Consider the following 17,324-nt stretch of genomic DNA (forward strand, 5'->3'; position numbering starts at 1 on the left):
GACCTGCGACCGATCTAGTGAGTAAAAACCCTGCCAAATGGCAGGGCTTTGAAATTCAGCGCTCTATTATAGATAAGAATCGAACATTGCGCTAATAGATTCTTCGTTGTTAATACGACGAATCGTTTCGGCAACCATGCTGGCTACTGAAACCTGGCGAATCTTACCAAGTGCTAAAGCTTCATCAGAAAGTGGAATGGTGTCAGTAACAACCAGTTCATCAATCACAGAATTCTTTAAGTTTTCAATCGCTTTACCAGAAAGCACTGGATGCGTTGCATAAGCAACAACCTTGCGAGCACCGAAAGTTTTCAATGCATCAGCAGCTTTACATAAAGTACCCGCTGTATCTACCATGTCATCGACGATGACACAATCACGATCTTTAACATCGCCAATCAAATGCATCACTTGTGATTCATTCGCTTTTTGACGACGTTTATCGATGATTGCAAGATCGATATCACCCATTTGCTTGGCAACAGCACGTGCACGAACTACACCACCCACGTCAGGTGAAACCACCATCAGGTTATGATGTGACTGCTGACGCAAGTCAGCCAGTAATGCTGGCGTACCATAGATGTTGTCTACAGGTATATCGAAGAAACCTTGAATCTGGTCAGCATGCAGATCGATCATCACGACACGGTCGATACCCACAGTTGTCAGCATGTCTGCAACTACTTTGGCAGTAATTGGCACACGGCTTGAACGTGGACGACGGTCTTGACGAGCATAACCAAAGTAAGGAATCACGGCAGTAATACGACCTGCACTTGCACGACGCAAAGCGTCAGCCATTACCAAGATTTCCATCAGGTTATCGTTGGTAGGGGCACAAGTAGGTTGTACAACGAATACGTCTTTACCACGAACGTTTTCAGTAATCTCGACAGCAATTTCACCGTCAGAGAACTGACCTACAGAGGCAGCGCCTAGAGGAATGTGTAAGTGGCTTACGACTTTTTGAGCGAATTGTGGATGCGCAGATCCACTAAAAACGACAAGATTGGGCATGAAGCACCCTTGGCGGTTGGGATATATGGGAATAGATGGCAGGGGTAGCTGGATTCGAACCAACGGATGCCGAGATCAAAACCCGGTGCCTTACCACTTGGCGATACCCCTAATGCGGCAGAACTTTAATATTTTTGCGGCAAAGTGTCAAGGTGAATTAACAGTGTTGCTGCAAATCTGTTCTGTCTTTTTTCGAGAAAATGGCAGGGGTAGCTGGATTCGAACCAACGGATGCCGAGATCAAAACCCGGTGCCTTACCACTTGGCGATACCCCTAAATTTGATGGACTGTAAGATGGCAGGGGTAGCTGGATTCGAACCAACGGATGCCGAGATCAAAACCCGGTGCCTTACCACTTGGCGATACCCCTAATACAGTACATCTACAGGTGAAAAATGGCAGGGGTAGCTGGATTCGAACCAACGGATGCCGAGATCAAAACCCGGTGCCTTACCACTTGGCGATACCCCTATCTACACTTTAAACCGAACTAAAGGTGATTCTTTCAAACTGTTCACCAGGTAAGCTTTACATGGTGCATTTGCAAGAATATCTTCGATATTCAGATTTTCAGTGACTTCAATAAACACACAAGCACCTGTACCTGTAAGTTTTGCAATACCGAACTGGTCGAGATATTGCATCGCTTCATCTACTTCAGGATATAAGCTTCTTGCCAGTGGCTCAAAGTTATTTCCAAAATCAGATGGCGTTTGCTGATAGGCGCAAAATTTAGTGCTCTTCGTGTCTCTTGTCAATGCTTTTTGCGAAAAAAGCAGTTGAGTGCTGATAAAACAGTCAGGTTTTAACACAATGAATTGTTTTTGATCTAAGTCTATGAATGTTAAGTGTTCGCCAATGCCTTCTGCCCAGGCATTTCGGCCATGTACAAATATCGGAACATCCGCGCCCAGCTTGACCCCGAGTTCGGCCAGTTGTTCAATATTTAGACCGCATTGCCATAGCTGGTTCAGCACAATCAGGGTGGTGGCTGCATTGGAAGAACCGCCACCAAGACCAGCTCCCATCGGAATGTTTTTTTCCAGAGAAATGTTCAGGCCGGATGGCGCTTGAGCATAGGGTTTCAAGAGCTGGGTAGCACGATAGATTAAATTCTGTTCCAGATCGACGGAGGCTAGACCTTCTATCTGAATCGCATCATCAGCGCTTTGTTTAAATTCCAGCCAGTCATACAAGTCAATCAGTTGAAAGATACTTTGCAGCTCATGATAGCCGTTCGGGCGGCGACCGGTAATATGTAAAAACAAATTCAGTTTAGCAGGTGAGGGAACACGAATCATCATGGGCTTGAATCAGGTCAATTAGCGGTTTTGAATAAGCATTGTAATACGGTTTTCTGCACCATTTCCAAGTGACTGCTTTAAAATCAACTGGTTTGGTAGTCGTGACTGCTGGTTATAATTGAGATCGACTGTCCAGCCTTGTTCAATAATCTGGCTGATTCGCTGTGCATCATCTTTTTTAAGCTGTGCTGCTGCGGTGGCAGGTCGTGCCTGTACCCAGTCGACTAGATGACTAATCGGCGCTTGCCAGCCGGTCGCGCGTTGTAATAATTCTTCGGCACTGGCTGCCTGAATCACACCTGTTTTGGCACTGTTTAAGGTCACTTGTCCGGGCGTACCAGAAATCTGGGTTTTGCCAACACCTAAAATGCCACTCAGCTCAATATCAAATTCTTCCTGCTGCTGTACCCAGGTGAAGAATGCACTGCCGGTCTGTTGTGGTGTGCGCACACCAATTTTGCCTTGCAGCTGGAATTGATTATCTGCCTGTACGCTTGGCGAAGCCGGAGTTTGTGGCTTGATCATCTGCTGACAGCCAGTTAAAAACAAAGCAGTCGCTGCAAAGGCACAGCAACCAAATTGGCTTATATTGCGCATAAATTTATTAACTCGTTTGGGTATGTGGTGCTAACAATAGCGAATTAAGTTGTTTCAATTCTGGGTCATTTGGATGGTTTTGTTGTAATTGTTGTAACACTTCATGGAAATGTTGTAGATCACCCTGCATATAAAGCGAGCGTGCATAACGTACCCCAATCTTGACGCTTGGATTGAGTTGATAGGCTTTGTAGAGCACATCTGCAGCGGTAGCAAAATCATTCTGTAAATAACAGATATACCCATAGGTATCCAGAATTGACGCCTGTTCTGGCGCATATTCCAATGCCTGCTCGACATAACGCCGCGCATCTTCCAGACGACGGTTCTGCATGGCCAGGGTATAGGCATAGGCATTCAGGTAGGTTGGACTATTTGGTTCAATTTTAAGTAAAGTGCTGAGTAATTCATCCAGCTTGTCACGATCCTGATGCGGGTCCATCAACAGGACTTGCGCATAGACCAGTTCCGGATCATCCGGCAGGTTTTTACTGGCTTCTTCCAGCAGGCGAATCGCAGCTTTTTTATTTTGCATACGATTTAGAATTTCGGCTTGAGCCTGATACAAAAAGCTGGCATGTTGCGGATAGTTGACCCTTTCCTGAGTCAGGAAACGCAGTGCATCATTGCGTTTATCCTGCTGGGCAAAAATCGAGATCATGTTGCGGCGCGAGACGGTATACAGGCTGCCATCGACCAAACGGTAATAGGCCTTGGCTGTTTCATAATGCTGTTTACGTTCGGCATTGACCGCCAGATAATAATAGGCTTCGTTCTGATACTGTGCAGAATAACGCAGTTCGACCAGATATTTTTCAGCCTTCTCATATTCTTCCAGATCAATACTGGTCAGTCCGGCAATAAACAGGGCCTCTTCAGCAGTTGGCCATTTTTTCAGAATATCCTGCAGTTTCTTGAGTGCCAGTGTCGCTTCATTTAACTTGACCAGATATTTAACCTCGGCCAGACGTATATCCAGATTATTCCGGTGTTTGCGACTGGATTTTTCATACCATTTCAGGGTGGCATCGGTATCGCCCAAGGCGTTGAGCAGATTGGCTTTCATCAGGATATAGCCAGTCGTATTCGGACGTTTCTTTAAGGCGCGATTGACCGTATTTAAAGCCTGTTCCAGTTGGCCATTCTGTGCTTCCAGACCAGCCACCAGTACCAGAATAGATGGATTATCTTTGGCTTTACTGGCACTGAGGGCACGAATTAAATAACTGCGGTCCTCTGTTCCTTCCGGTGAAATTCCAGCCAGAATTTCTTCCAGATCGGCACTGTCATCAATCAGCAGGATTTTTTCCAGGGTTTCTGCAGCCAGCTCATATTCATGTGCCTTTAGTGCAATATGAGATAAATAAAACAAAGCCGGAACATCTTGCGGCTCTTGTACCACCCAGTGGGTCGAGATATCCAGAGCAGCCTGTAAATCATTGTGTTCCAGGGCGACATTGAGTGCGCGCTGCTTGACGGTGGTTGAGTTGCTCCTGATCGCCAGAACGGTATAGTTGTGCAAAGCCGTGGGAATATCATGCGCGGCAAGTGAAAACTCGGCCATCATACTTTGTTTTATAGCATCATAATTTTGATTTGCATGGTAAACTGCTTCCGCTGCATAAAGATGAGCAGTTGAAGCCATGCTACCCACCAATAAGAATGTGGTAGAATATTGCTTAATTGTAGGGCCGTTGATACGGCTGATTGTTTGACGCAATTTTTCTTGATCCAAGTAATGCTTTTTATGACACCGATGTTGCACAATAGCATAAATTTATTGAAATGATGACCTGATATGTCTTTCTTTGCATTGGGTGTCAACCATCAAACTGCCTCTGTAGAACTGCGGGAACAGGTCGCGTTTAATCCTGAAAAGTTAAGCGCCATTCTTGCTGAACAAAGCCAGCACCCTGAACTGAACGACATGGTGGTGGTGTCTACATGTAATCGAACCGAAGTTTACGCGATGTCTGAAAATATCGACATGGTGCTAAACTGGCTCGCCCAAAAAAATGGGGTGGATGTCAAGCAACTGCAAAATCATGTCTATCGTTATGAAAATGCTCAGGCCATGACTCACCTGATGCGTGTCGCCAGTGGTCTGGATTCCCTGATGCTCGGTGAACCGCAGATTCTGGGACAGGTCAAAAATGCCCTTTCTCTGGCCAAAGAATCCCAGACCGTTTCACGTCATTTAAACCGAATTTTTGAATATGCTTTTTATGCGGCCAAACGGGTGCGTTCGGAAACGGCTGTCGGCAGTCATGCAGTATCCATGGGTTATGCAGTGGCACAACTTGCCTTACAGGTGTTCAGTCACCCGGACAAGCTGACCATTATGGTGGTGGCAGCGGGTGAGATGAACAGTCTGGTTGCCAAGCACCTTGCAGAAATGAGTGTGGGCAAGATTATTATCTGTAACCGTACCCGCGAACGTGCAGACCTTCTGGCGAAGGAAATTGCCCATCGGGTAGAGGTGGAAATTATTGACTTCGACCAGTTGGCGGCAAACCTGCACCGTGCCGATGTGATTTCCAGTTGTACTGGCAGTTTGCATCAGGTGATTCACTTTGCCGATGTCAAGGCGGCATTAAAAAAACGCCGTTATCAGCAAATGCTGCTGGTCGATCTGGCCGTTCCACGTGATATTGATGCCAAAGTTGAAAGTCTGGATGGGGTCTATCTATATGGTGTCGATGACCTGCAAACGGTGATTGAGGAAAATCTGGCACAGCGCCGTCAGGCTGCTGTTGAAGCCGAGGTGATGGTCAATCAGCTGGCCACTGAACTGATGACCCAGCAAAAGGTGAATCAGGCTGGTGCCACCATTCATGCCTATCGTGATCATGGTGAAACCTTACGCCAAGAAGAATTAGAGCTGGCGCTGCAGCGTATTGCCAAGGGTGAGAAAGCTGAAACAGTCATGACGGAATTTGCCCACCGCCTAACGCAAAAACTATTGCATCCAACCTCAATTTTACTGCGTGAAACGGCAAAAGCGGAAGATCCGGGTTGTTTTGACCTGATGCGCGATACCTTGCAAGCAGTAGTCGATACACGTCGCAAAACCAAATCTTAGCCAACTCTTTTACCGTATTTGCTGGGAATCAAGGCGTTTAGAAATAAGCGCCTTGTTTTGTTTATGTGATCACATCAGTTGTCATTTGCAGTAATTATAATTTAGTAACCTAGACGCCATTGCAACATAACTCATGCGGCTTGCTAAAAAAGAATTTCAATCTGAGAGTTGTTATAGTGCTAATACTTATCCAATAAATAAGAGAATTAAGTTGGTGCAATACACGGCAGAAAAAATAGTAAAAGCTCTATTACTTGCTCCTTTGCCTTTATTTTTCTTTACAGCATTGCTGTTTATCATAATAAATCGTGAATATAGCCTATATTCAATTGTCATGGTTATTGCGGTGCATGCTTTCATTTATTTAGCTTATTGTATTTTGACTGTACCTTTTAGTTTTATAATCTCAATTATTTTAAATCGTTATAGCCTTCTCAATTTGCTAACTGTTGGTATTAGCTCTCTAATTATTGCTACGCCATTTTTCATTGTTTTTGGATGGAGTCATACAGGGGAGTTCTCTAAACAATGGTGGAAAATCTATGCTGATATACCAACAATTCTTTTAGCGCTATTTCCTAGTTTATGTTATTGGTTAATTTTGAAAAAATTGACAACTTAATATTTTTATTAAAAACGATCTATATCAAATATTTATATATAAAATCAGCGACGTTATCTTATCAAAGAAATATAATCAATTTTTTATGAAGGATAAGCTATGTGGCATGCAACGTATAAATCCAAACCTGTTTAATCTTCCAGTAAGGTCATGGAGCGCTTTTTATCAATTTCATAAATCCGCATTTTCAGGTTTTTCATTTCCGCAATGCTGCTAAATTTCTTCGATTTAATTTTATTTTTCAGACACTGGTATTGCAGCTTGGTCGAGAAGTCTGCCGCCAGTTTGTCGGCCTGTTCAGGCGAAGAGGTATAATCACTGACATTGGCATGTTGTAAAATATGCTGCAATTCATGATGATGGGCTGCGCAGGCACCCAGTACATAATAGACCGAAAGTTCAGGATCATCCGGCAGGTCATCAAAAATCACATTCAGAATATTCAGAATCTTAAATAACAGCTGATCTTCAGATACCAGAGCGCGTAGTGGTTCAAAATGGATATACAAATATGGGTGGTTCATCAGGATCGCAATCACGTATTCTTCAGCATCAATTTTGGTGCTAAAGCTTAAGGATGCATCGGTATTGACCTTGGGTTGCCATTTACGGTTAAAACCGAGTTTTTCCCGAAAAAATTGCTGCAGCAAATAGCGGAATGAACCATGTTTAGGCAACAATTCCGTCAGGTTTTTCAGCTCACCCATGACCTGACTTTTACCTTCAGGCGTGGTGATGTCCTGATTTTGAGTCAGATATGCAAAGACAAAGTCTGACATCAGTGGTGCCTGATCGAGCAGGCGTCTAAAGTTTTCAATCCCTTCACGCCGGATCAATGAATCCGGGTCATGGTCGGCAGGCAAGACAAAGAACTTCAGCTCACGGCCATCATTCAGTAGTGGCAGGGCAATGTCCAAGGTGCGACGTGCAGCTTTTTGTCCGGCAGCATCCCCATCAAAGGCGATAGTTAGCCGGTTATTCTGCTTAAACAGAATATTCAGGTGATCGGTATTGCTGGCTGTACCCAAAGTTGCGACTGCGCCATGAATGCCGTATTGCTGCAGCGCAATCACATCCATATAGCCTTCCACCATCAGCCATTCCTGGGCTTTCTGCTTGCGACCTTCATACAGGCCATACAACAACTGGTTTTTATGGAAGACTTCCGAATCTGGCGAGTTGATATATTTGGGCTTGATCTCGTCATTCAGCGCACGTCCCCCAAAGCCGACCACCCGGCCTTTGCTGTCACGAATCGGGAAAATCACCCGTTCACGTAGCAGGTCGAAATCACGGCCACTGTCGCTGGTACGGATCAGCCCTAGAAGTTTCAGGCCTTCAATATCCTGAGGAAAGGCTTTTTCCAGATGTTGCCAGTCTTCAGGTGCATAGCCTAAGCGCCAATAGGCAATCGTTTCTGCCGTCAGGCCACGTTGTTTGAAATATTGCTGGGCACTGGCACTATTGGGTAGCTGACGCTCATAAAACTGGGCAATATTTTCCAAGAGGTCGTAGAGATTACCGTCTTGCTGGACTTCGGCCATCGGCATTTGCTCAAATGCAGCAAAAGGATCGCCATAGAAATCCTGTTCGGGGGCCTGAAACTCTGCAAAGGGATCAAAATTGGCAGGAGGGGCAGACACCGAAGTCTCTGCTCCTGAGTTTGGCAGCGTTTGCGTATTCTCAACCTTGGTTGTAGCAACAGGTTTCGGCTTGGCAGCTTCGCGTTTGTATTTTAATTTGCTGGAATCAGTATTGTCTTTTGGCAGTTCAATGCCGGTCTGACTGGACAGGTCTTTCATCACTTCGACGAAATTACGGCTGCCAATATCCATCAAAAAACGGATGGCATTACCATTGGCCTGACAGCCAAAACAGTGAAAATACTGTTTGTCACGATAGACATGAAAAGAAGGCGATTTTTCCTGATGGAAAGGGCAGCAACCGGAATAGGTACGGCCGGTCTTTTTCAGTTTCACGAATTGACCAATCACATCGACAATATCGGTGCGATCGAGAATCTGATCAATCGTATGCTGAGGAATTGCCATAATATGTTGAGCTTCTCGTGCTGTGTTTAAGACCTAAGTTATTGAATCAATAAGGCTGAAATGCTTCAGCCCCATCCATTCTAAATCCTTTGTACATCTTTTGCACGATTTGTTTAAGCATGGCCTGAACAACGCAAAAGGGCAGGTATAATACCTGACCCTTCGCAAAAATACATCTGAAACAAATGCCTTATTCGGCAGTTGTGCTGTACTTAATCAGCAGATTTTGGTCGGTCAAGCAAACCAAACGAGATGCGGTTGGTCCAGCTACGCTTTTCAGTTTCTGCAATTGCAGGCTGTGCATTTGGATCAGTCACGGTTTGAGCTTCCTGGCCAAAAATTCCCAAGGTGGCGCGGTTAATCCAGCTGGCTTCATTACGTGCTGCACGCAAGTTGACGCTACCATCAGATTTGACCAGATTCGGATAATTCAGCTTTAACACATCAACATACTGCTGAGAAGTCGCTTTATCGCCAAGCTTGTCATAACCATAAGCGATGGTTGCCAAAGCTTCCGGGATCTGTGGGGTTTGTGGATAATGTTCCACCACCCATTGTGCACGCTCAACTGCCGCCAGATAGGCTTTACGTTTTAAATTAAAACGTGCTGCATTCATTTCATGCTCAGCCAGTTCCTGACCGATAAATTTCATGCGCTGTGCAGCATCCACGGCATAGGTGCTAGACGGATAGCGGCGAATGAAATCGACAAAATTCTGATAAGCCACTTTCAGATAGCTGACATCACGATGCGACTGTTTTAGCGAGGTATAACGCAGTAGACCATTATAATTCTGCTCCATATTGGATACGCCGCGTACATAGTAGGCATAGTCAACGTTCGGGTGTTGCGGATTCAGACGGATAAAACGTTCTGCCAGCGCCACCGCACCTTCATAATCTTTTTGCTGGAATTTCACATACAACAGTTCAAGCTGCGCTTGCGGAGCGTACTGACTGGTCGGGAAATAGGTTTCCAGCGCTTCTAACTGTTTTGCTGCATCGGTATATTGATTACGATCTAGCGCTTTCTGTGCTTTTTGAATATAAACCTGTTCGCTAGATTCCGGACCTTTATCCACGACTTCTTTTTTTGGATTACTGCTACAGCCTACCATTGCCGATGCTATGCCAATCGTGAGGGCAAGCATTGTCATTTTATAATGTGGTAGCGACATAAAAATTCCTCTGTTAATACGGGCAATGAGCTACAATTGCACTATTAAACCACTTTTGTCTGAATGAGCAAATGAGTCAAGCACAATCTTCCAATTCTAATATCCCTGATACCGATTTCAATTTACTTGAAGATTCTGAGGATGCAGATAACCATACTTCAGAAGCAACTGCAACACGTTTATCGTTGCAATTTCAACTGGATGAAACTTATATCGGGCAACGTATCGACCAGATTGCGGCGATGGTCTGGAGCGATTTTTCCCGAGAAAAATTAAAGCAATGGATCAAAGATGGCAATTTATTGGTGAATGGTCAACCGGTTAAGCCGAAATTTAAAAGTGACGGTTTTGAAACCCTGACCTTAAATGTCGAGCTTGAAGCGCAAACCCGCAGCCTGCCGGAAGATATTCCACTGGACATCATTTATGAAGATGATGACATTATCGTCATCAACAAGCCTGTCGGCATGGTGGTACATCCGGGCGCGGGCAATAGTTCGGGAACACTGGTCAATGCATTGTTACATCACTATCCGAAGTCGGCCGAACTGGCGCGTGCCGGTCTGGTACATCGTATCGATAAAGACACCAGTGGTTTGCTGGTGGTTGCTAAAAACCTGGAATCACAATTTTCTCTCAGCAAGCAGCTTGAAAAAAAATCAGTGTATCGTCTGTATGATCTGGTGGTATACGGCAATATTATTGCGGGCGGTACCATTGACGAACCGATCAAACGCCATCCGGTAGATCGTGTAAAAATGACCGTACTTCCGGGCGGTAAAGATGCTGTGACGCATTACAATGTCAAAGAGCGTTTCCAGCATTTCACCCGTGTTCAAGCCCGTCTGGAAACTGGTCGTACCCATCAGATTCGTGTGCATTTTAGCTATATCGGATTTGGCTTGATCGGTGATCAGGTGTATATGCCGCGTGTCCGTATGCCGGCAGGTGCCTCACAATTACTGGATGATACTTTACGTGGTTTTAAACGTCAGGCCTTGCATGCAACGAAACTGGGTCTGACCCATCCGCGTACGAAAGAAGAAATGACTTTTGAAGCGCCGTGGCCGGAAGATTTTACCAATCTGATTGAAGTGTTGCGCACTGAAAACAAAGCTTATTAATTTTTTTAGTTAGCCCATGTCAAAGCAAGGAATCGAGATGCAATTTGTAGCAGGACTTCCACAAGGTGTATATGTGGGTCAGACCCGTGTTCATCATGCGCAAGTACAGCCATCAGCACAGCCTGAGCTTGCCGGTTTTAATCTGGCTCTGCATGTCAATGACGATGCTGCGCGCGTGCAGAAGCATCGCATCGGGTTGCTGAAAGATTTCGCTGCCTTGGGTGTGGATAAGATCACCTGGATGACCCAGACACATAGCACCATCTGTCATACCATCAATGAACAGATGCCTTTTGAGGCACTGGTCGGCGATGGTCTGGTGACGCAGCGCAAAGCCCATGCTTTGATGATGATGACCGCAGACTGTTTACCTGTGGTACTAGGTAATGCTGATGGTACGGAAGTTGCTAATTTACATGCCGGCTGGCGTGGTCTGGCCGGTGGGATTGTTGAAAATACCATTGCAGCCATGCAGACTCTGCCGACCTGGGCCTGGCTCGGTGCCGCGATCAGTCAGCCATGCTTTGAAATTGGTGCTGAAGTAAAAGCGGCTTTTTGCGGTAAATATCCTGAACTGGACGGTGCATTTCAGCCGGGTGAACAGGCAGCTAAATATTATGCCGACCTGTATGCGATTGCGCGTTATATCCTGCAACAACATGGCATAAATAGCGTATTGGGTGGTGATCAGTGTTCTTATCGTCAGGCGGATGAGTATTTTTCTTATCGCCGTGAAGCTAAAACCGGACGTATGGCGACATTCGTGTTTATGACATGAAAATGTTAAACTTCACTGAAACCTTTGGCTGTTGAGCATTATGTCCCTATCTTCCAAATCTGTTGCGATTGTTTATCATAGTCCTTATGGACACACCGCGAAAGTGGCGAATTTTATTGCCGATGGCGCACGGGAAACCGGTGTTCAGGTGCATATGATGAATGTCGAAGAGATTGATTGGGAAGTACTGGATGCTGCAGATGCGATTGTCTTTGGTTGTCCGACCTATATGGGTAGCCTGACCTCCGCCATGAAGCTGTTTATGGAGCAGTCTTCCAAGCGCTGGCTGGCACGTAGCTGGCAGGGTAAACTGGCAGCCGCCTTTACCAATGGTGGTGGGCTCAGTGGCGACAAGCTGGCAGTATTGCAGCAGATTAACCTGTTTGCGATGCAGCACGGCATGTTGTGGTCAGGTTTGCCTTTAATGCCGACAGGGCGTAGTCATACTGATCTGAACCGGATGTCGAGCTTTTTGGGGTTGATGACCCAATCTGATAATGCACCGGTAGAAGTCACCCCACCTGAAGGGGACTTGAAAACCGCTCTCTGGTTTGGTGAATATATTGCTTTGACCTTGGCGCGCTTAAATAGTCCTGCTTAGTCAGGGATAAAAAAACCTCCACAGATTGGAGGTTTTTTTTATCTTTAACTTTCAATCCATTATTTATGGAAAATTCGCGCTTTATCCCGTTGCCAGTCACGGTCTTTTTCAGTGGCACGTTTGTCATGCAGCTGTTTACCTTTGACCAGGGCAATTTCCAGCTTGGCATGCGGGCCTTTCCAGTAACAGGCCAATGGTACACATGAATAACCTTTCTGGTTAATCGCACCTTGTAACTTTTCAATTTCACGGCGGTTTAGCAGCAACTTGCGGGTACGGGTCGCTTCAGGCACCACGTGGGTTGAAGCACTCAGCAGCGGCTGAACTTGCGCACCAAACAGGAAGGCTTCACCATTTTTAAAGGTAATATAACTTTCCACAATGGTCATACGACCGGCACGCATTGATTTGACTTCCCAGCCCTTTAATGACAGCCCCGCTTCAAATTTCTCTTCAATAAAATAATCGTGGCGGGCACGTTTATTCAGTGCAATGGTACCGCCATTATTTTTTTTTACTACAATAGATGCTTTCGCCATAATCTGATACTTCCAAACGTGCTGCTATTGTACCGCAACTAGAAATAAGGTGAAGTTTTTTAAATTAATGAGGATTATTCACCAAAAAAACAAGTTTTTGCTAAAATAAGATTCTACATAACAAACAGAGTACAAATGGATGTCTAAAACTCGTGTGATTTATCCGGGGACTTTTGATCCAATTACCAATGGACATATTGATTTGGTAACCCGCGCAGCGCGAATGTTTGATGAGGTGGTTGTGGCAATTGCCATCGGTCATCATAAAAATCCGGTATTTAGTCTGGACGAACGTGTTGCCCTGGCAAAAGAGTCACTCAGTCATTTGGACAATGTTGAATTTGTAGGTTTTGACGGTTTGCTGGTCAATTTTTTCCGTGAACAAAAGGCGACGGCTGTATTACGTGGTTTGCGTGCAGTGTCTGATTTTGAGTACGAATTTCAACTGGCGAATATGAACCGTCAGCTTGACTCCCACTTTGAAGCGGTGTTTTTAACTCCTTCAGAGCAATATTCTTTTATTTCATCCACTTTGGTGCGTGAAATTGCTCGATTAAGAGGTGATGTAACCAAGTTTGTACCACCAAACGTGGTTGCTGCCTTCGAGCGTAAACTTCAACAAGGTTGGTAGCGTGTCTTTATATATCACCGATGAATGTATTAACTGCGATGTCTGTGAACCTGTATGCCCGAATGAGGCCATTTTCATGGGTGAACTTATTTATGAGATTCATCCAGACCTCTGTACAGAGTGCGTCGGGCATCATGATCAACCGCAGTGTCAGCTGTTCTGTCCGGTGGATTGCATTCCCCTAGATCCGAACCATGCGGAAACGCAGGAACAGCTGCAAGCCAAGTATGAAAAACTGACTGCTCAAAAAACATCAAGCAATTAGTTGAGATATTTGCTACTATGCCGCTCGAAGTGAGCCAGACGATCGCTGCTGTGGAAATCTCCGTGATTGAAGCAGGGGAGGAAAGTCCGGGCTTCATAGGGCAAGGTGCCAGGTAACGCCTGGGCGGTGTAAACCGACGGCAAGTGCAGCAGAGAGAAGACCGCCTTCATTATGTTTTCGAGCAATCGGAATCGGAGGTAAGGGTGAAAGGGTGCGGTAAGAGCGCACCGCATGGCTGGTAACAGTTCATGGCGAGGTAAACCCCACCGGAAGCAAGACCAAATAGGAATCCATTAGGCATGGCCCATGCTGGATTCGGGTAGGTCGCTTGAGCGCATGAGTGATTGTGCGCCTAGAGGAATGATCGTTCACGACAGAACCCGGCTTATCGGCTCACTTCAACAAATTTTGATCAAACAGCACAATATGGGGTTGACGTGATTTACAGAAAATCCCATAATGCGCGCACAGTTTAAGGCTATGTAGCTCAGTTGGTTAGAGCACCGCACTCATAATGCGGGGGTCACAAGTTCAAGTCTCGTCATAGCCACCATATTCTGAAAAAACCCACTCCGATTGAGTGGGTTTTTTTATGGCTGTAAGAATTACAATGATATGATGTTTACTAAATAAGCAACTGAATTTAAAGAACAGTGATAAACAATCCAGTCAATATCAAACGTGATGATTTCGAGAATATTGAAACCGCATGGGACGGAGATTTATGGGATAGAAAACGCCTAGGATTGCAATTAGAACGCTATGTTGATCGTTTGCAATGTGGAGCTGTATTGGCTCTAGATGCACGTTGGGGTGAGGGAAAAACATGGTTTGTTCGCCATTGGGCAAAGCATTTGGATGATACAAAACATAATGTGATTTATCTGGATGCTTTTGCAAATGATTATTTAGAAGATCCTTTCTTAACGATTGCAGCAGAGATTAGCCAAGCTTTTAAAGATTCTGATGAAATTGGTATTGAAGAGATTAATGATTTTAATTCAAAGACTGCCTCGGTTTTAATTTCTCTAGCAGCTGTAATACCAATGATTGCAGCTAAAGCAGGAATGCACTGGATAGGTTTAGGGGGAGCAGGCGAAACAATAAAAGCAGTTTATGATGAGGGAAAGGATGTTTTTGATGTTGCTAGTGAGGAAGTAGCATCTAAAGTAAAAGAGCAAATAGAAAAGAAAATAGAAAGTCATCATATTGAAAAACAAACAATTCAAGATTTTAAAAAAGAGCTTGCTCAACTTGCATCACAGCTAGAAAAACCTTTAGTTTTTATTATTGATGAATTAGACCGTTGTCGTCCTGATTTTGCCATTCGTTTAATTGAGCGGATTAAGCATTTTTTTGATATTCCTAAAATTGTATTTATTTTAGTAATGAATAAGCCACAATTATTACAATCTATCAAAAGTGTATATGGTTATGAAGCGGAAATGAATGGTGATTATTTAGAAAAATTTATTGATTTTACAGTACACCTTTCTTCAGAAAAGTGTGAAAAAAATTATGAAAATATTATCAAAGAACAACTCTTTCGAATAGGAGAGTTGGCTAATAAAGATGAAGTGAACGAGTTCTATTTTTGGGTTTTAGCTTTACAATTAGAGAAAAAATTAAATCCGCGTGAGTTGGTTAAAAAGCTAAATCAATATGCTTTATTAAGGACAAATGAAACTAACAAGAATTTAATTCTTATTAGCCTAATAATGACACCGTTATCAGTACAACATGATTATATTAGGTATTTTGAAATAATTATTAAAATCTTATCTAATAATCTGTATTTAAATAAGAGGGATTTTATGAAAAAACATAACCTTAATTTAAATTTTGATACTAAGTTTGATTTAATTACTGATGCTACATGGGTGCGAGATATATTGAAATGGGATTATAAAATTGAAGATTTTTTTATGAGTAGCTTTATTCATGAGCATCATAATATTGAGCGAATTAGAGATGATGCTAGTTGGAAAGAAAGCAAGTACATAGAGTATTTGTCTGCATTTTCAATAAGCCCTTTGAGTAAAACTAGTGATTTTATTGAATCTTGGATGAATTATATAAGAACTGGACTGTAATTTTATGAATTATATATAAAATTTACCAAGCTAACCACATCATCCGTCTGCAACTGCTCACGCATTTTTAGAAACTGCTTTTCATCTAAGTCATAGAGTTTAAGTGAAAGCAGTTTTTCTATATCTTCCTCAGGAAAGCGGTATTTAATAATTTTTGCAGGTACACCGCCAACGACTGCATAAGGTGGTACATCTTTCGTCACAACCGCACCTGTTGCGACCACAGCACCTTCGCCAAGTGTCACACCTTGCATAATCATGGCGCGAGAGCCAATCCAGCAACCGTCACCTATGACAGTGTCACCGGCAGGGACAAAACTGCGTGTATCAAACGGGAAGGCCGAAATCCAGTCGGTACGGTGCAGTTGGTTGCCACCCATCATAATCACGCATTCTGCGCCAAAACAGACGAAATTACCGATATGAAGCTGGTCAATCGGCTTCTCAGGCGTAGAGGGCTTATCATGCAGATAACGCACCACACAACGCTCAAAGCCCTGATCCCAGTAGGCCGAATAGTAAGAATAGTTCCCTTTGATATGAATGTTCGGATTTTTCACCGTTTTAGAGATGAACTCGAACTCACACCAATGATTGACCGGAGAGTTAATCAGCTTTTCAGACATAGGAAAAAGGAGCGGATAGGATTGTGGGATTATAGCGTAAAAGTTTTAAGCCCTCATCCCAACCTTCTCCCAACGGGAGAAGGAGCATTCATTGTGAATATAAATTTTATTGGATAGGCAAAAAGTAATTCCCTCTCCTTTTAGGAGAGGGGTAGGGAGAGGTGAATAAAAAGCAATCCCTCCCGACCTCCCTTTGAAAAGGGAGGACTAATAAAACAAAAAACCCCTCAAAAGAGGGGCTTTAAATTAAATAACTTTAAATATTAAAGATATTCAACCTTCACAATTTCGTATTCAACTTCACCGTTTGGCGTATTGATTTTTACGTCATCGCCTTCGTTTTTGCCCAAAAGCCCACGTGCAATCGGAGAGTTCACAGAAATTTTATTGATCTTAAAATCTGCCTCGTCATCGCCTACAATTTTATAGGTTTTTTGTTCTTCAGTATCCAGGTTTTCAATGGTAACAGTCACACCAAAAACCACACGACCTGATTGTTCCAGTTCTTTTACATCGATGACCTGGCAAGCGCCAAGTTTACCTTCGATGTCCTGAATACGGCCTTCACAGAAGCCTTGCTGTTCACGGGCTGCATGATATTCCGCATTTTCTTTTAAGTCGCCATGTTCGCGCGCTTCTGCAATCGAAGCCGTGATACGGGGGCGGTCAACTGTTTTCAGCTGATGTAATTCTTTCTCTAAGGCAATTTTGCCTTCAGGTGTCATAGGATAACGTTGCATGTTGTCCCTCAAAAGTCAGTTGAAAGATATAAAATCTATAAATAAAAAAAAGCCCGCCACCAAGAAGGCAGC

At 44.0% G+C, this 17,324-nt stretch carries 17 protein-coding genes, 5 tRNA genes and 1 other RNA gene; 10 read left to right on the plus strand and 13 right to left on the minus strand.

What is annotated here, in order from left to right:
• Positions 1–66 precede the first annotated feature (66 nt).
• The 8 genes from AC3IT7_RS03785 to AC3IT7_RS03820 form a co-directional block, all read right to left on the minus strand.
• Entirely contained in the window at positions 67–1,020 is a 954-nt protein-coding gene (locus tag AC3IT7_RS03785; protein WP_475654690.1) for a ribose-phosphate pyrophosphokinase, read from the minus strand.
• 36 nt (positions 1,021–1,056) lie between these two features.
• A tRNA-Gln gene (locus AC3IT7_RS03790) sits at positions 1,057–1,131 on the minus strand.
• 90 nt (positions 1,132–1,221) lie between these two features.
• Positions 1,222–1,296 (minus strand) — tRNA-Gln (locus AC3IT7_RS03795).
• 20 nt (positions 1,297–1,316) lie between these two features.
• Positions 1,317–1,391 (minus strand) — tRNA-Gln (locus AC3IT7_RS03800).
• Between the two features lie 26 nt (positions 1,392–1,417).
• Positions 1,418–1,492 (minus strand) — tRNA-Gln (locus tag AC3IT7_RS03805).
• A 2-nt stretch (positions 1,493–1,494) separates the two neighbouring features.
• Positions 1,495–2,322, minus strand: coding sequence for a 4-(cytidine 5'-diphospho)-2-C-methyl-D-erythritol kinase (ispE, locus tag AC3IT7_RS03810; RefSeq protein WP_489249972.1), 828 nt, complete (start codon positions 2,320–2,322; stop codon positions 1,495–1,497).
• A 21-nt stretch (positions 2,323–2,343) separates the two neighbouring features.
• A complete protein-coding gene (gene lolB / locus AC3IT7_RS03815) occupies positions 2,344–2,922 on the minus strand; it encodes a lipoprotein insertase outer membrane protein LolB (protein WP_475654691.1) in 579 nt (192 codons plus the stop codon).
• A 7-nt stretch (positions 2,923–2,929) separates the two neighbouring features.
• Positions 2,930–4,642 carry a tetratricopeptide repeat protein gene (locus tag AC3IT7_RS03820; protein ID WP_489249450.1) on the minus strand — a complete coding sequence of 571 codons (1,713 nt, stop codon included), beginning with the start codon at positions 4,640–4,642 and terminating at the stop codon, positions 2,930–2,932.
• 78 nt (positions 4,643–4,720) lie between these two features.
• Here AC3IT7_RS03820 and hemA point away from each other — a divergent pair, with 78 nt between their 5' ends.
• Both hemA and AC3IT7_RS03830 read left to right on the plus strand, forming a co-directional pair.
• Positions 4,721–6,004, plus strand: a complete 1,284-nt coding sequence (hemA, locus tag AC3IT7_RS03825; RefSeq protein WP_489249451.1) for a glutamyl-tRNA reductase — start codon at positions 4,721–4,723, stop codon at positions 6,002–6,004.
• Positions 6,005–6,218: 214 nt separating this feature from the next.
• Entirely contained in the window at positions 6,219–6,626 is a 408-nt protein-coding gene (locus AC3IT7_RS03830) for a hypothetical protein (RefSeq protein WP_489249973.1), read from the plus strand.
• A 131-nt stretch (positions 6,627–6,757) separates the two neighbouring features.
• Here AC3IT7_RS03830 and AC3IT7_RS03835 read toward each other — a convergent pair whose 3' ends face one another.
• Both AC3IT7_RS03835 and AC3IT7_RS03840 read right to left on the minus strand, forming a co-directional pair.
• Complete coding sequence (locus tag AC3IT7_RS03835; RefSeq protein ID WP_489249452.1) at positions 6,758–8,677, minus strand: DNA primase; 1,920 nt, start codon at positions 8,675–8,677, stop codon at positions 6,758–6,760.
• Positions 8,678–8,889: 212 nt separating this feature from the next.
• Positions 8,890–9,855: an outer membrane protein assembly factor BamD gene (locus tag AC3IT7_RS03840; RefSeq protein WP_489249453.1), complete on the minus strand. Its 966-nt coding sequence runs from the start codon at positions 9,853–9,855 to the stop codon at positions 8,890–8,892.
• Positions 9,856–9,926: 71 nt separating this feature from the next.
• Here AC3IT7_RS03840 and rluD point away from each other — a divergent pair, with 71 nt between their 5' ends.
• From rluD to AC3IT7_RS03855, 3 genes are read left to right on the plus strand one after another with little or no spacing between them, the layout of a single operon-like run.
• The gene (gene rluD, locus AC3IT7_RS03845; RefSeq protein ID WP_489249454.1) at positions 9,927–10,979 is read left to right on the plus strand and encodes a 23S rRNA pseudouridine(1911/1915/1917) synthase RluD; all 1,053 of its coding nucleotides are present in this window, start codon (positions 9,927–9,929) and stop codon (positions 10,977–10,979) included.
• Between the two features lie 37 nt (positions 10,980–11,016).
• Positions 11,017–11,757 (plus strand): peptidoglycan editing factor PgeF, encoded by a 741-nt coding sequence (gene pgeF, locus AC3IT7_RS03850; RefSeq protein ID WP_489249455.1) that lies wholly within the window; start codon positions 11,017–11,019, stop codon positions 11,755–11,757.
• A 40-nt stretch (positions 11,758–11,797) separates the two neighbouring features.
• Positions 11,798–12,358: a flavodoxin family protein gene (locus AC3IT7_RS03855; protein WP_489249456.1), complete on the plus strand. Its 561-nt coding sequence runs from the start codon at positions 11,798–11,800 to the stop codon at positions 12,356–12,358.
• A gap of 59 nt (positions 12,359–12,417) precedes the next feature.
• On the opposite strand, the gene smpB is transcribed toward AC3IT7_RS03855, so the two are convergent.
• Positions 12,418–12,897 carry an SsrA-binding protein SmpB gene (gene smpB, locus AC3IT7_RS03860; RefSeq protein WP_064096341.1) on the minus strand — a complete coding sequence of 160 codons (480 nt, stop codon included), beginning with the start codon at positions 12,895–12,897 and terminating at the stop codon, positions 12,418–12,420.
• Positions 12,898–13,036: 139 nt separating this feature from the next.
• Here smpB and coaD point away from each other — a divergent pair, with 139 nt between their 5' ends.
• The 5 genes from coaD (at position 13,037) to AC3IT7_RS03885 (ending at position 15,886) form a co-directional block, all read left to right on the plus strand.
• Positions 13,037–13,528 (plus strand): pantetheine-phosphate adenylyltransferase, encoded by a 492-nt coding sequence (gene coaD, locus AC3IT7_RS03865; protein WP_475654699.1) that lies wholly within the window; start codon positions 13,037–13,039, stop codon positions 13,526–13,528.
• 1 nt (position 13,529) lies between these two features.
• Positions 13,530–13,793 carry a YfhL family 4Fe-4S dicluster ferredoxin gene (locus AC3IT7_RS03870; RefSeq protein WP_180049613.1) on the plus strand — a complete coding sequence of 88 codons (264 nt, stop codon included), beginning with the start codon at positions 13,530–13,532 and terminating at the stop codon, positions 13,791–13,793.
• 26 nt (positions 13,794–13,819) lie between these two features.
• Positions 13,820–14,197: RNase P RNA component class A (gene rnpB, locus AC3IT7_RS03875), an RNA gene on the plus strand.
• Positions 14,198–14,269: 72 nt separating this feature from the next.
• Positions 14,270–14,346: transfer RNA gene (locus AC3IT7_RS03880), tRNA-Met, on the plus strand.
• Between the two features lie 100 nt (positions 14,347–14,446).
• Positions 14,447–15,886 carry a KAP family P-loop NTPase fold protein gene (locus AC3IT7_RS03885; RefSeq protein ID WP_489249457.1) on the plus strand — a complete coding sequence of 480 codons (1,440 nt, stop codon included), beginning with the start codon at positions 14,447–14,449 and terminating at the stop codon, positions 15,884–15,886.
• A 2-nt stretch (positions 15,887–15,888) separates the two neighbouring features.
• Here AC3IT7_RS03885 and AC3IT7_RS03890 read toward each other — a convergent pair whose 3' ends face one another.
• Together AC3IT7_RS03890 and greA are read right to left on the minus strand one after the other, a co-directional pair.
• Positions 15,889–16,512: a CatB-related O-acetyltransferase gene (locus tag AC3IT7_RS03890; protein WP_489249458.1), complete on the minus strand. Its 624-nt coding sequence runs from the start codon at positions 16,510–16,512 to the stop codon at positions 15,889–15,891.
• Positions 16,513–16,775: 263 nt separating this feature from the next.
• Positions 16,776–17,252, minus strand: a complete 477-nt coding sequence (gene greA / locus AC3IT7_RS03895; RefSeq protein WP_180075255.1) for a transcription elongation factor GreA — start codon at positions 17,250–17,252, stop codon at positions 16,776–16,778.
• Between the last annotated feature and the right edge of the window lie 72 nt (positions 17,253–17,324).

It is taken from the genome of Acinetobacter sp. KH_038 (genome assembly GCF_057839405.1).